This window comes from uncultured Tateyamaria sp. (genome assembly GCF_947496075.1).
Classification (GTDB): Bacteria; Pseudomonadota; Alphaproteobacteria; order Rhodobacterales; family Rhodobacteraceae; genus Tateyamaria.
On the sequence record NZ_CANMBJ010000001.1, the window covers coordinates 551,644 to 564,456 of the forward strand.

14 protein-coding genes are annotated in these 12,813 nt (G+C 61.1%); 6 read left to right on the forward strand and 8 right to left on the reverse strand.

Features of this window, described 5'->3' with window-relative positions; genetic code table 11:
• Positions 1 to 6 precede the first annotated feature (6 nt).
• Positions 7 to 1,068 (forward strand): sn-glycerol-3-phosphate ABC transporter ATP-binding protein UgpC, encoded by a 1,062-nt coding sequence (gene ugpC, locus Q1A51_RS02790; RefSeq protein ID WP_299603583.1) that lies wholly within the window; start codon positions 7 to 9, stop codon positions 1,066 to 1,068.
• Between the two features lie 303 nt (positions 1,069 to 1,371).
• Here ugpC and ptsP read toward each other — a convergent pair whose 3' ends face one another.
• The 6 genes from ptsP to Q1A51_RS02820 all read right to left on the reverse strand — a co-directional run bounded on the left by ptsP (position 1,372) and on the right by Q1A51_RS02820 (position 7,543).
• On the reverse strand, positions 1,372 to 3,609 hold the full coding sequence (gene ptsP / locus Q1A51_RS02795) for a phosphoenolpyruvate--protein phosphotransferase (protein WP_299209096.1): 2,238 nt from the start codon (positions 3,607 to 3,609) through the stop codon (positions 1,372 to 1,374).
• A gap of 140 nt (positions 3,610 to 3,749) precedes the next feature.
• Positions 3,750 to 4,463, reverse strand: coding sequence for a DUF4344 domain-containing metallopeptidase (locus Q1A51_RS02800; protein ID WP_299603585.1), 714 nt, complete (start codon positions 4,461 to 4,463; stop codon positions 3,750 to 3,752).
• Positions 4,464 to 4,505: 42 nt separating this feature from the next.
• Entirely contained in the window at positions 4,506 to 5,744 is a 1,239-nt protein-coding gene (locus Q1A51_RS02805) for an aspartate kinase (protein WP_299603587.1), read from the reverse strand.
• Positions 5,745 to 5,938: 194 nt separating this feature from the next.
• A complete protein-coding gene (locus Q1A51_RS02810) occupies positions 5,939 to 6,580 on the reverse strand; it encodes an SDR family NAD(P)-dependent oxidoreductase (RefSeq protein WP_299603590.1) in 642 nt (213 codons plus the stop codon).
• A gap of 5 nt (positions 6,581 to 6,585) precedes the next feature.
• Positions 6,586 to 7,026: a DUF1178 family protein gene (locus Q1A51_RS02815; protein WP_299603593.1), complete on the reverse strand. Its 441-nt coding sequence runs from the start codon at positions 7,024 to 7,026 to the stop codon at positions 6,586 to 6,588.
• A 55-nt stretch (positions 7,027 to 7,081) separates the two neighbouring features.
• Positions 7,082 to 7,543, reverse strand: a complete 462-nt coding sequence (locus Q1A51_RS02820; protein ID WP_299209084.1) for an NUDIX hydrolase — start codon at positions 7,541 to 7,543, stop codon at positions 7,082 to 7,084.
• 189 nt (positions 7,544 to 7,732) lie between these two features.
• Here Q1A51_RS02820 and modA point away from each other — a divergent pair, with 189 nt between their 5' ends.
• The 3 genes from modA to modC are packed head-to-tail and all read left to right on the forward strand — an operon-like array spanning position 7,733 to position 10,217.
• Entirely contained in the window at positions 7,733 to 8,464 is a 732-nt protein-coding gene (gene modA / locus Q1A51_RS02825) for a molybdate ABC transporter substrate-binding protein (RefSeq protein WP_299603597.1), read from the forward strand.
• Positions 8,461 to 9,153: a molybdate ABC transporter permease subunit gene (gene modB, locus Q1A51_RS02830; protein ID WP_299603600.1), complete on the forward strand. Its 693-nt coding sequence runs from the start codon at positions 8,461 to 8,463 to the stop codon at positions 9,151 to 9,153. The genes modA and modB overlap by 4 nt, the downstream gene beginning before the upstream one ends.
• On the forward strand, positions 9,150 to 10,217 hold the full coding sequence (gene modC, locus Q1A51_RS02835) for a molybdenum ABC transporter ATP-binding protein (protein ID WP_299603603.1): 1,068 nt from the start codon (positions 9,150 to 9,152) through the stop codon (positions 10,215 to 10,217). Before modB ends, modC begins: the two co-directional genes overlap by 4 nt.
• Here the strand turns inward: modC and Q1A51_RS02840 are convergent.
• Positions 10,210 to 10,968 carry an EcsC family protein gene (locus Q1A51_RS02840; RefSeq protein ID WP_299603606.1) on the reverse strand — a complete coding sequence of 253 codons (759 nt, stop codon included), beginning with the start codon at positions 10,966 to 10,968 and terminating at the stop codon, positions 10,210 to 10,212. The genes modC and Q1A51_RS02840 overlap by 8 nt on opposite strands.
• A gap of 31 nt (positions 10,969 to 10,999) precedes the next feature.
• Positions 11,000 to 11,485: an N-acetyltransferase gene (locus tag Q1A51_RS02845; RefSeq protein WP_299603609.1), complete on the reverse strand. Its 486-nt coding sequence runs from the start codon at positions 11,483 to 11,485 to the stop codon at positions 11,000 to 11,002.
• Positions 11,486 to 11,574: 89 nt separating this feature from the next.
• Between Q1A51_RS02845 and Q1A51_RS02850 the strand changes: the two genes are divergently transcribed.
• A complete protein-coding gene (locus tag Q1A51_RS02850; RefSeq protein WP_299603612.1) occupies positions 11,575 to 12,180 on the forward strand; it encodes a flavin reductase family protein in 606 nt (201 codons plus the stop codon).
• Positions 12,177 to 12,809: a CatB-related O-acetyltransferase gene (locus Q1A51_RS02855; protein ID WP_299603615.1), complete on the forward strand. Its 633-nt coding sequence runs from the start codon at positions 12,177 to 12,179 to the stop codon at positions 12,807 to 12,809. The genes Q1A51_RS02850 and Q1A51_RS02855 overlap by 4 nt, the downstream gene beginning before the upstream one ends.
• Positions 12,810 to 12,813: the final 4 nt, after the last annotated feature.

Here is a 12,813-nt window from a genome sequence, read left to right on the forward strand (position 1 = left end):
ACCACCATGACCGGTGTGACATTGCAAAAGGCCATCAAGAGGTACGGAGCCACACAGGTCATCCATGGTGTGGACCTGACCATCGAGGATGGAGAGTTCTGCGTCTTTGTTGGCCCGTCGGGCTGCGGCAAGTCGACTTTGTTGCGCATGATCGCAGGGCTGGAGGAGACAAGCGACGGCCAGATCAACATCGGCGCACGCGATGTGACCCATATGGACCCGGCCGAGCGCGGGGTGGCCATGGTGTTCCAGACCTACGCTCTGTACCCGCATATGACGGTCGAGGAAAATATGGGCTTTGGCCTGAAAATGAACGGTGTCGACAAGGCCGAGATCAAGCGCAAGGTCGATGGCGCGTCGAAGATTCTGAAGCTGGATGATTATCTGAAGCGCAAACCCGCCGCCCTGTCCGGCGGTCAGCGTCAGCGGGTGGCCATTGGCCGGTCGATTGTGCGTGGACCCGAGGTGTTCCTGTTTGACGAACCCCTGTCGAACCTAGATGCCGAATTGCGCGTGGACATGCGGGTGGAGATTGCCCGTCTGCACAAGGAACTCGGCACCACGATGATCTATGTCACCCACGATCAGGTCGAGGCGATGACGCTGGCCGACAAGATCGTGGTGCTGCGCGCGGGCTACATCGAACAGGTCGGCAGCCCTATGCACCTGTATCAGGACCCGGACAACAAGTTCGTGGCCGGGTTTATCGGTTCACCCGCAATGAACTTCGTCAAGGGCGTTGTGGAAGATGGCGGTGTACGGGTGCCCGGTCTGGCCGACCGCGTGATCCCCACATCTGTATCACTGCCCGCGGCGGGGAGTGAAGTGACCGTTGGCGTGCGTCCACAGGACATGGCCTTGGATCAGGGGACATCACCGATCAAGCTGGACATCCGCGAACGGTTGGGCGGTGTGGCCTATGATTATCTGACCACCCCTACCGGAGAACGTCTGATTGTCGAGTCGCGCGGTGACATGGCGATGGACGAAGGCACCGAGGTGACCGTCAGCTTTGATGATGATCGCGTGATGTTCTTTGACGCCACATCGGAGCAGCGGCTGCGCTAAGCGGTTTCGGACGCAAAACAGGCCGCCATCTGCGATGCAGGTGGCGGCTTTTTTGTGCTTTGCGAAGGGGTCGAGTGAGCTGTGAGTATTTCTTTGTGTTGTCCGTTTATTGAAATTTCTGACACTATATGACCGGCATAAATATAAAATAAAGCTGAAATCAGAATGTAACTTGAGTTGGCGAGCGCTGTCTTGATCCCTGACAGCACTGCAGTACCGCGAAAACCCGCATCACGGCTGAAAATGACGCAAGGCGTTCAAACACCGTCGCCAGAATTTGCTTCTAAACGACTTTGCAGGGCATCAACCCTGATCGCGCAAATAGTCCATAATGGCCGGCCTGACGCTCATATCACCCCTGTGGCGTGCGTCAGCAATGACTTTGCGCACTTCGTCCAGATTTGAACGTCTTAACAAGGACTTGACCGGGCCGATGGACGCCGGGCGCATGGACAGGCTGCGCAAACCTATGGCCGCAAAGCAAAGCGCCTCAACCGGACGACCTGCGTCTTCACCGCAGAACGACAGCGGTGTATCTGTCTGGTCGCAGCGCTCAACGATGCGCTCGATGAAGCTGAGAAAAGATACATTCAGCGTGTCATAGCGCCGCCGCACGCGCTCATTCTCGCGGTCGGCCGCAAAGAAGAACTGCTTGAGATCGTTGCCCCCGATGGACAGGAACTCCACCTCTTCAAAGAACTTCTGAGGGGAAAAGGCGAGACTTGGGGTTTCCAGCATCGCACCCACTTTGAGAGTCTCCGGCAGCACATGGCCCAGCCGCGCCTCACGCTCCATGGCTTTGTCCACCTCGGCGTGGGCACGGGTGTATTCTTCGTATTGCGCGACAAAGGGGAACATCACCGTCAACGGACGCCCGTTTGCCGCGCGGATCAGCGCCTGCAACTGCATCCGCATCACACCCGGTTTGTCCAGCCCCACGCGGATCGCGCGCCAACCCAACGCCGGGTTCGGCTCGTCATTGGGTTTCATGTAGGGCAATACCTTGTCCGACCCGATGTCGAGCGTCCGGAACACCACCGGCTTGCCACCCGCAGCATCAAGAACACGGGCATAAAGCGCCGACAGTTCTGACCGCTTTGGCATCTGATTTCGGACAAGAAACTGCAATTCTGTGCGAAACAGCCCCACACCTTCTGCCCCGGACCCCTCCAGTGAAGGCAGATCAGCCATCAATCCTGCGTTCATGTGCAACGACACAACCGATCCGCAGAGCGTCTCGGCTGCCTTGTCACGGATGGAGGCATAACGCTCAACCGCTGCTGCCTGCATCGCCATCTTGTCGCGAAAGGCCGTGACCACCGTGTCATCCGGGCGCAGGTGAACGATCCCCTGCTCGCCATCTACCATCACATGATCGCCGTTCAACGCCTCAAGCGTCGCCCGGTCCACATGAACGATCAGCGGAATCGCCAGCGCGCGCGCAACGATGGCGGCGTGGCTGCCGACGGAGCCGGCTTCCAGGATGATGGCCCGCAGGTTGCGCCCATAGTCCAACAGTTCGGCAGGTCCGATATTGCGTGCCACAAGGATGGGGTCCGCCGGCATCTCGGCCCCGGTGTCCGCCCCCTGCCCGGTCAGAATACGCAGCAGACGGTTCGACAGATCGTCCAGATCGCTTAACCGTTCCCGCAGGTAGTTGTCGGTCGCCTGCCCCATACGCGCCCGGGCCAGCGATTGTTCCTTTTCCACAGCAGCTTCCGCGCTCAGGCCATTGCTGATGTCCTCTTGCATGCGCCGCATCCACCCTTTGGAATTGGCAAACATGCGATAGGCTTCCAGCACCTGCGCCTGTTCCTTGTCAGCGGCCAGCGCCAGCATCTTGTCGACACCTACGCGCAGTTCCTCAACCGCTTCGGTCAGCCGCTCAAATTCGCGATGTGGGTCATCGGCGATCGGGTTCGTGACAACGACACGTGGCTCATGCAGCCAGATATGTCCTTCGGCCACGCCTTCCTGGGCGACGGTGCCACGCAGCATCGCGGGCTGCGAATGGCGCGCGCCCATGGCAGCACCTTCCCCCACAAAGGCACCAAGCTCTGCCATTTCAGCGAGGACCATGGCGACAACTTCAAGCGCATAGACTTCATCGGCAGAAAATTCGCGTGCCTCCTTGGATTGTACGACCAGCACGCCAAGCGACTCGCCCAGCCGCTGGATCGGCACACCGAGGAAGCTGGAAAACACCTCTTCCCCCGTCTCGGGCATATAGCGGAACCCGCGCGCGCTTGGGGCATCCGCGGTGTTCACAACCTGCCGACTACGGGCCACGCGACCCACCAAACCTTCCCCCAAACGCATCCGTGTCTGGTGCACCGAGTCGGGGTTCAGCCCTTCGGTCGCACAAAGCTCAAGCGTCTCTTCATCTCGGAACAGGTAGATCGAACACACCTCACACCCGATGCTGTTCGCAATCAGATGCGTGATCTTGTCCAGCCGCGCCTGGCCAGGGTCATCTCCCGCCATCGCGTCGCGCAAGCGGCCCAGCAGCTTGCGGCTTTCAGTTTCAAGGCGTTCGGCCATTGCCGCGCTGTCCCCACGTCCATTCTGCGACATCAGCTTAGATCACAGCAACACGCAAAGAGAAACGCCAAAGCGACCTGCCAGTCGCCATTATTCCCGTATGAGTAGTATTTGCGCTGTAATCCGCGGCAGCAGGCGGATCACTCTGCCAACTGGGCAACCATCCTGTCGACATACGCGCTGCACAGGAAAATTCTGCGCCCATTGCGCTTCCAACCGGCTGTTCCGTCACATTGGGCCAAGTCCAGCGTGATGCGGGAGTGCCAATCAATACGGGACAGCATGGTCAGGGCGACCTCGACCAGTTCGCGATTGGCGATGGCTATCGCTTCCAGGTCCGGGTCCGCGCGCAGGCCCACCTCGGTCACGCGCGCCTCTGGGTCGATCCACAGCGGTGCAAGGGTCCGCCGCCAGCTGCGCAACAGTTCGGGGGCAATATCGGCGCAAGTGTCGCGCACGTCTTCGTCCATTGCGTTGCGATCGGCCAACGCGGTGTAAAGATCCGGATCAAAGCCATACAGCAGGCAAATCATGCGCCCGGCCATTTGATCATCCGGGCGGTATTCGGAAAACGGGCCAGGCCGAGCGCCATCGGCGCGATGTTGCGCGGCGCGCGCCTCGATGATCGCTTCGGCCCGGTCAGGCAGCGTGAGATAGATGAAGGTGGTGGCGAAATCCTCGGCAATATCCTCTTCGGGACCAAGGATCGGTAGATCGAATTCGCGCAAAACGGCGTGCCCGGCCTCATGCGCGATGACATGAAGCAGCGCGTTCCCGACCCGTTCGGGCAAAGTGTTGGCCAAGGCCGGGATCGCATAAATGGAGAGGATCAGAGCGTAGAGCATGCGCAACATAGGATCGTCCCTTGACGTCTCGGTTGCGCTCTACATGGGGGTTTAGGCGGCCTTGTCCAACTCGAACGCGTCATGCAGGGCCTGAACCGCTAATTCCATGTATTTGCGGTCGATCAGGACGCTGATCTTGATCTCGGACGTGGTGATGACCTTGATGTTGATACCCTCGGCGCTCAGGCATTGGAACATCTTGGCCGCAACCCCGGTGTGGCTGCGCATCCCGATACCCACGACACTGATCTTGGCCACATCCGTGTCGGCGATCAGTTCGTGGAAATTGATGATCCCTTCGCCCTTGGCTTCGGCCATCGCCTTTTCCGCACGTGCCACCTGGTCTGTGGGGCAGGAGAAGGTCATGTCCGTCCGCCCCTCTTCCGAGATGTTCTGGACGATCATGTCCACGTTCACGCCCGCATCACTGAGCGCGGAGAAGATGGTGGCGGCGATGCCCGGGCGGTCCGCGACCGACACCAGCGTCATTTTCGCCTCGTCCCGGGAAAAGGCCACACCGGCCACAACATTGCTTTCCATGATATCCTCCTCATCGCAGACCAGCGTGCCGGCCTCGTCGGATTGTTCCTCGAAACTGCTGAGCACGCGCAGTTTGACCTTGTAGCGCATCGCCAGCTCAACAGACCGGGTTTGCAGCACCTTGGCGCCGAGCGATGCCAGTTCCAGCATTTCCTCGAAGGCGATCTTGTCGAGCTTGCGCGCCTTGGGGCTCACACGGGGGTCAGTGGTGTAGACGCCATCGACATCCGTATAAATGTCGCAACGCTCCGCGTCGAACGCGGCGGCAAAGGCAACGGCGGTGGTGTCCGACCCGCCCCGGCCCAGCGTGGTGATCCGGCCTTCGGGGCTGATCCCCTGAAAACCTGCGACCACAGCCACGCGCATGCCTTCGCCAAACTTGGCATTGATGTTGTCAGGCGGGATCTCTTCGATCCGGGCGCTGGAATGCGAAGAGTTGGTTTTGAGCGGCACCTGCCAGCCCTGCCAGCTGCGCGCCGGAACGTCCATTTCTTGCAAGGTGAGCGCCATGAGGCCCGCCGTCACGTTTTCACCCGACGACACCACGGCGTCATATTCGCGCGCATCAAACAGGGGCGACGTTTCATTGACCCACCCCACCAATTCGTTGGTCTTGCCGGACATGGCGGACACGATGACGATCACATCATAGCCCTTGGCCACCTCGACACCCACGCGCTTGGCGGCGCGCCGGATGCGGTCCAAAGTGGCCACCGATGTGCCACCAAATTTCATCACGAGAACAGGCATGAAAGGCCCCAATTTTCCGTCCGCCTGCCTTTATCCCCCCACATGAAGAGTTGCAAGGACAGCCCAGCAACACGTGACATGCGGCCTTCTTCTGACTGAAAATACCACGGGGAGCGTGAGGGGCAGCGCCCCTCACAAATCAAATCGAGCCGCGCGCCAGCGCGTCCATTGAACCACAGCTTGACGCATCGCACTCAGTACGCGTGGGCGCGCCCGTCCCATGTTTCAAAACAGCCGGTCGTTTCATGGCTCAGGGTGTCAAACCGCTCCACCAAACCCGACACTGCCTCATCCACCGTAATGTCGGCGCCTCCGCCGCCCATATCCGTTTGAACCCAACCCGGATGATAGATACCCACCGCCACCTCCCCCGCAAGCTCAGAGGCAAGGTTACGGCCAAGGTTCAGCACGGCGGCTTTGGACGCACGGTAGATATAACTGCCACCCGGCGCACGGGTGTGCGAAGCCATCTGCGACGAGATGATTGCGATACGCGGTGCGGGCGCTGCTCGAAGGTTGGGCAACAGGGTCTGTATGGTCAGAAAGACGCCCGTTACATTGGCCGCAAAACTCTGCGCCCACAGATCGGGGGCATAACCGGTCTCAAGCTCATTGCCCTTGTCCAGATAAACGCCAGCATTGCACACCAAGAGATCAATAGGTCGCCCCTCAAGCTGAGCAGCCATTGCGCGATGATCGGACGGTTGGGTGACATCCAGCGTGACCTCGGCCCCAGACGACCGGCCAGTGCCGGTCACATCATGGCCCTGTGCACGGTAAGCCTCGGCCAACCCGGCTCCAATGCCTCGCGTGGCCCCGGTGATCAAAACATGCATGAAAATCAGTTCGCTTTGCGTGATGGAACAAAAGGAAGCGGCGCAACCGGCACGCCGTCTTCGATCAGACGCTTGGCTTCTTCGCGGTTGGCCTCGCCCCAGATCGGGCGATCGGGCTGTTCACCCAGATGCTGTGCCAGTGCCTCGGATGCAAAGTTGCCACCCACATAGGTTGCGTTCTTCTCAACCGTCTCGCGCATCTGGATCAGGGCCGCTTCCACCTCTGATCCGGGTTGGCTCAAATCAGTGCCGGTGTCAGACACGTCAGTTTCCGTCGCGCGCGCGGTGCGGACGCGCGGTGCCATGATCGCTTTGTCCACCTTCGCACTGCCACAGATCGCGCAAGACACGTGCCCAGCTGCCTTGAGACCATCAAAGGCATCTGCGCTGGCAAACCAGCTTTCAAAGCCGTGCCCATCGGCACATTTGAGTGTGTATTTGATCATCGTGCTTCACACATATGCGACCCGGCGGTGCCGTCAAAGGCACAAAGGTCAGAAATCAGACCAGAAACCTTGGGTCAAAGTCACGCAGGATGCGCGACAATTCGGGGGAATCCACCATTTGCGCCGCCTTTTTTCGTGTCACCCATTTGCGCTTCCGCTCTGCCGCCTCAGGGTAGTCGGTGGACAGTGACTTGACCTTCACGGCGTAGACCATGGCCGCGACAGGCAGACCGTCGTCGTCACCCATATGCTTGTTGTACGAAAACATGCCAAGCGGGCGTTGGTCAGCACGACCAACCACACCGGCCTCTTCCCACGCTTCTTGCGCGGCACTATCGCCGGGTGTTTGTCCATCGATCGGCCATCCTTTCGGAACGATCCACCGCTTGGTTCGGCGCGATGTCACCAGAAGCACCTGAACCTTGTCGTTCTTGATGCGGTAGCACAGCGCGGCGAACTGCGTCCGTACGTCTGCTTTCTTGGCGCGCCCCAGCGAAAGGGGAAGCTGTTTTATCATCGGGGCCGTCACTGCCCTGCCCTCCGTTATTCGGACTGTTATACTGGAATTAACCAAGAAAGACCAGTTTCGGCCCGTAACTACGCACCGTAACGTGAAAAAAGCGTTACATGCGCCGGGAACACTGGGGCCGAACCGCACCGTTTTTGGGCTTGAGCGCAAGCCGCCATTGCCCAATAGTTCTGCCCGATGAAAACTCCAAGATGGATCAAGGGCTTGTCCTTCGCTTGTACGGCGTGGCTCGTGGCAACCGCCAGTGCTGCAGAGACCGTCCGGGTCTTTGCAGCCGCCTCGCTGCAAGGTCCACTTGATGAAGTAGCCCACGCGTGGGACGGCGAGGTTGTCATCAGCTACGGCGGCAGTGGTGCAATAGCGCGTCAGGTCAGCCAAGGGGCACCCGCCGATGCCGTTATCCTTGCGAACGTCGCGTGGTCCGATTGGCTAGTGCAAGAGGGTCATGCCCCGGATACAGCGCGGCCACTTCTATCCAATACCCTTGTGATCATTGGCCCTGCAGGGGCGCCTGCCCTGCCCGGCCCCGAACCGGAAACGATCCTCGCGCGGCTTGACGGCCGGCGGCTCGCCATGGGTCAGCACATGTCCGTGCCCGCGGGGATATATGCGCAAGCATGGTTAGAGGGCATGGGCACATGGACCGTGCTGCGCCCAAAGCTGGCCGAAACCGAGAATGTCCGTGCCGCCGTTGCCCTCGTCGCGCGCGGAGAAACGCCATTGGGCATCGTTTATGCCTCTGATGCAACCGCGAGCGATGACGTGTCCGTGGTGTTCGAAGTGCCTGCCGATGCGCACCCGCCCATTTTGTATCCGGGTCTCGCCCTGAGCCCCGGCGGGTCCGCCTTCCTGGATCATGTCGCGACACATTCCGACGTTTTCACCGCCGCCGGGTTTCGCCTGCCATGATGCTGGACGAAGCCGGATGGACTGCCCTGCGCCTGTCGCTGCTGGTTGGCGTAACTGCCACGCTGCTGGCGTTGCCCATTGCCATCTGGATCGCTTGGCTGCTTGCCCGCCGAGACTTCTGGGGCAAATCGGTGCTGAACGCGCTGGTCCATCTGCCTCTGGTCCTGCCCCCGGTGGTCACCGGCTACCTTCTGCTTCTGTCTTTTGGCCGTAACGGCCCTGCGGGGCGCTTTCTGGAAGAGACATTCGGTCTTGTCCTCGCCTTTCGCTGGACCGGTGCGGCACTGGCCGCCATGGTCATGGGCTTCCCCCTGATGGTTCGCGCCATTCGCCTTGCCATCGAAGCCGTGGACCCCAAAATCGAGGATGCGGCCCTCACCCTCGGCGCCCCCGGTTGGGCCGTCTTTGGGTCGATTACCCTTCCCCTGATCCTGCCCGGTGTATTGGCCGGTGCGGTCATGGGTTTTGCCAAGGCCATGGGCGAATTCGGGGCCACCATCACCTTTGTCGCCAACATCCCTGGAGAGACGCAGACCTTGCCCTCGGCCATCTACGCCCTGTTGCAGGTGCCGGGCGGAGAGGATGCGGCGATCCGGCTGGTCCTCTGGGCCTGCATCATCGCACTGGGGGCCGTGGCCCTGTCGGAATGGCTGGCGCGCAGGGTTGCGCGCCGGATCGCGGGTAAATGACTCTGTCTGTCGCCCTCCGTCACCGCTTGGGTGATTTCGCGCTGGATGTCGCGTTCGAGGCCGGGCCGGGTGTGACCGCCCTCTTTGGCCGCTCGGGTGCGGGCAAGACGACCATCGTGAATGCCGTTGCCGGCCTGCTGCGCCCTGATCATGCGCAGATCACCCTTGATGGTCTGCGCTTTGACACGTTGCCCGTCCACAAACGCCGTGTGGGTTACGTGTTTCAGGATGCCCGCCTGTTCCCGCACATGACCGTGGCCGACAATCTGGACTACGCCGGTCGCTACGGTGCGCGGGCTTCGGATCGCCCCCGGATCATCGAAATGCTCGGGATTGGTGCCTTGCTCGATCGCCGACCCGCGACGCTTTCAGGCGGAGAGAAACAGCGCGTGGCCCTCGGGCGCGCGCTTCTGTCGAACCCGCGCCTGTTGCTCATGGACGAACCACTGGCCGCGCTGGATGGCCCCCGCAAGGCCGAGATCCTACCCTATCTCGATCGGCTCAAGCGCGAAGCGGGCGTGCCGATCCTTTATGTCAGCCATGCCGTGGACGAGGTTGCACGGTTGGCCGATCACATGGTGCTGCTGGCCGGGGGGCGCGTGGCACGGCAGGGGCCGATCTTTGACGTGATGGCCGATCCGGCTGCCGTGCCGCTACTGGGTGTACGTGAGGCTGGTGCCGTACTCCGAGCGCGGGTGGAGGCACATGGAGAAGATGGTCTGAGCACCCTCCAGCTTGCTGCAGGCAGGGTCCAGTTGATGGGTGTGCAAGCCCCCGTTGGGGCAGCAGTGCGCCTGCGCGTGCTGGCGCAGGATGTACTCTTGTCCTTGTCACGTCCCGAAGGGTTGAGCGCGCAAAACATTCTGCCGGTGACCATCACTGCCATTCGTGCGGGCGACGGCCCGGGCGCAGCGATCGCACTGGACGCAGGCGGTGACGCGTTGCTTGCAAGGATCACGGCGCGGGCGGTGCAGACCATGAGTCTGCGCGAAGGACAGTCTGTGTTCGCCGTGATCAAGGCAACCTCAGTTGCGCAATCGGCTATCTCAGGCGGCGCTACTTGAGCGCCAGAACCTCGCTCCGGAGCCGCTCGACCATGATCTCGTGCGGCTGATCCGCCTCGACCGCGAGGCGGCGGAGTCCGAAATGCACATGGGCCATGTCGGTGTAATAGCTGGTGTAGGCGTAGTTCGTGGCAGCACCCGCGACAGCGCCCAATACTGGGACGGTCTGTGCCGCCAGCTTTTGCCCCATCACCACGGCAAGCCTTGGAGCAACGCGTGCGACCAACGCCTGCATGGCCGCACCGCTCAGCGCCATACGGGCGGACAGAAAGGCGATATCCGCCCCATCATCATGCTCAAGCGGGCCAGCAGCGGCAAAGACCTGCACGCAGTCAAATCGGACGGAGTCCATGGCGGGATCGAATCCGTGTTCCACGGCCACACCTTCGATCACGCGCAACAGCAGCGTTGTGGTCACGGGCAGCTCAGCCAACGCAGTGGGCAGTCCACCGAAGCCACCTGCAGCCCCCATGGCGGCACTGACGGTCGCATTCAGCCATTCGGCCTGATCCGGCACCACGCCGCGCGACCTGCTTGCCGCGCCCAGCGCCTGCACAAGCGCCGCGCGGGTCGCCCCATCCAATTGATCGCGTACGGGGCCGGGTAATCGACCCAGCAGCCCGTCGGCCCGCGTACCAAGAGTGTTGAGGACCTGAATGCCAAGGCCTCCCGCAGCCTTGTAACGGCGCGCCAGTCGATCCAGTTCTGCATCTGTGTCCAAGGGTTTGGGAACAAGGATAATTTCGTTCATCCCTTCAACATGGGATGACACGGGCGCGTTATCAACCGAAACGCATGACGTCGCCGCGCAAACCAGTCCACGCACCGGCCGTCAGGTCACGGCCCAATACACGTTCAGGGTTGGTCGGCGGCGGCATGATGATACCGGGCAGTTTCTGGAATCCGAAACGGCTGTAATAAGGGGCATCGCCCACCAGCATTACCCGGTCCCACCCGGACTGCACTGCCTGCCTAAGCGAGGTTTCAATCAATTCGCCCCCAAGCCCCTCTCCTTGCCGGGTGGGGTGGACAGCTACCGGCCCCAGCAAAAGCGCTGTCTGAGCCGCGATCTGCACAGGCCAATACCGGATCGCGCCCGCAAGGATGCCATCAATATCCCGCGCCACATGGCTCAGCCCCACCACCGGGGGCACATCATCGCGCAAACGGTAGGATGACAACGCCTCGCGCCCCGGTGCAAAGCACAGGTCATACAGGGCCTCGACCTCCCACCGATCGTCGGGCGTCTCTGTGCTCAGATGATACATGGTCGGTGCGTTTGGTCCGGGGTCTTATGGGCTGGAACCCGCCCTAGCATGCAGGTAACCCTTGCGCAAACGCACGAAACGGAGCCCGCATGTTCTACCGCCCCGCCGATGGCCACGGCCTGCCGCATAACCCCTTCAACGCCATCGTAACACCCCGCCCCATCGGCTGGATTTCGACCCGGGGCAGCGATGGATCCGACAACCTTGCCCCCTATTCTTTCTTCAACGGCGTGGCCTATGTCCCACCGCAGGTCATGTTCGCATCAACCAGCACCAAGCCCGACCGCGACGGGACAAAGGACAGCGTGGCCAACATCCGAGATACGGGCGTCTTCTGCGTGAACGTGGTGGAGTACGCGATGAAGGACTCCATGAACCAAACCTCGGGCGAGTGGTCAGCGGACACGGATGAGTTTGCGCTTGCCCAAATCGACAAGGCGGACTGTTCCGAGATCAACTGTGCCCGTGTCGCCGCATCCCCGGCCTCGCTGGAATGCCGCATGACGCAAATCACCAAAATCGAGGGGGAAGCCAACTATGTCGTGTTCGGCGAAGTTGTGGGCGTGCACCTGCGGGACGACTGCATCGTCGACGGCATCTTTGACGTGCTGCAATACAATCCGCTCACGCGGCTGGGATACCGCGACTATTCGGTTGTGCGCGAGAAGTTTAGCCTGAAACGACCCGGCGAATGACCTTTCCAGACGCCGGACGCGCCTATCCCATCACCCTGCCCGACGGTTCAGAGCATCAGGGCACCGTGTTTCTGAACAGGGTGATCGATCACCCTGGGTGGGAGATCGGTGACTACACCTACGCCTCAAACTTTGCCCCGGTAGCGGATTGGGCGGCGCATCTGGCCCCCTACATGTTCGGATACGGACCCGAAAAGCTGCGGATTGGCCGGTTTTGCCAGATCGCACACGGGGTGCGGTTCATCACATCCGGCGCCAACCACGCCATGGATGGACTGACCACCTTTCCCTTTCCCATCTTCGACCAAACGCAAATGGCGGGTTTTCAACCGGACACCCGCGACACGGTGATCGGACACGACGTCTGGCTGGGATACGGCGCAATCGTGTGCCCCGGTGCGCGGATCGGCAACGGCGTGATCGTCGGGGCCGGAGCCGTGGTAAGGGGCAGCATTCCAGACTACGCCATTGTTGCCGGCAATCCGGCACAGGTGGTCAAGATGCGCTTTTCCGACGCTGATATCGCAACACTCAACCAGCTCCGCTGGTGGGATTGGCCCGCAGACCGCATCGCGGAAGCAGTGCCCGCACTGCAGGCCTGTGACGTCGAAGCATTGACGACCTGCTGATCAA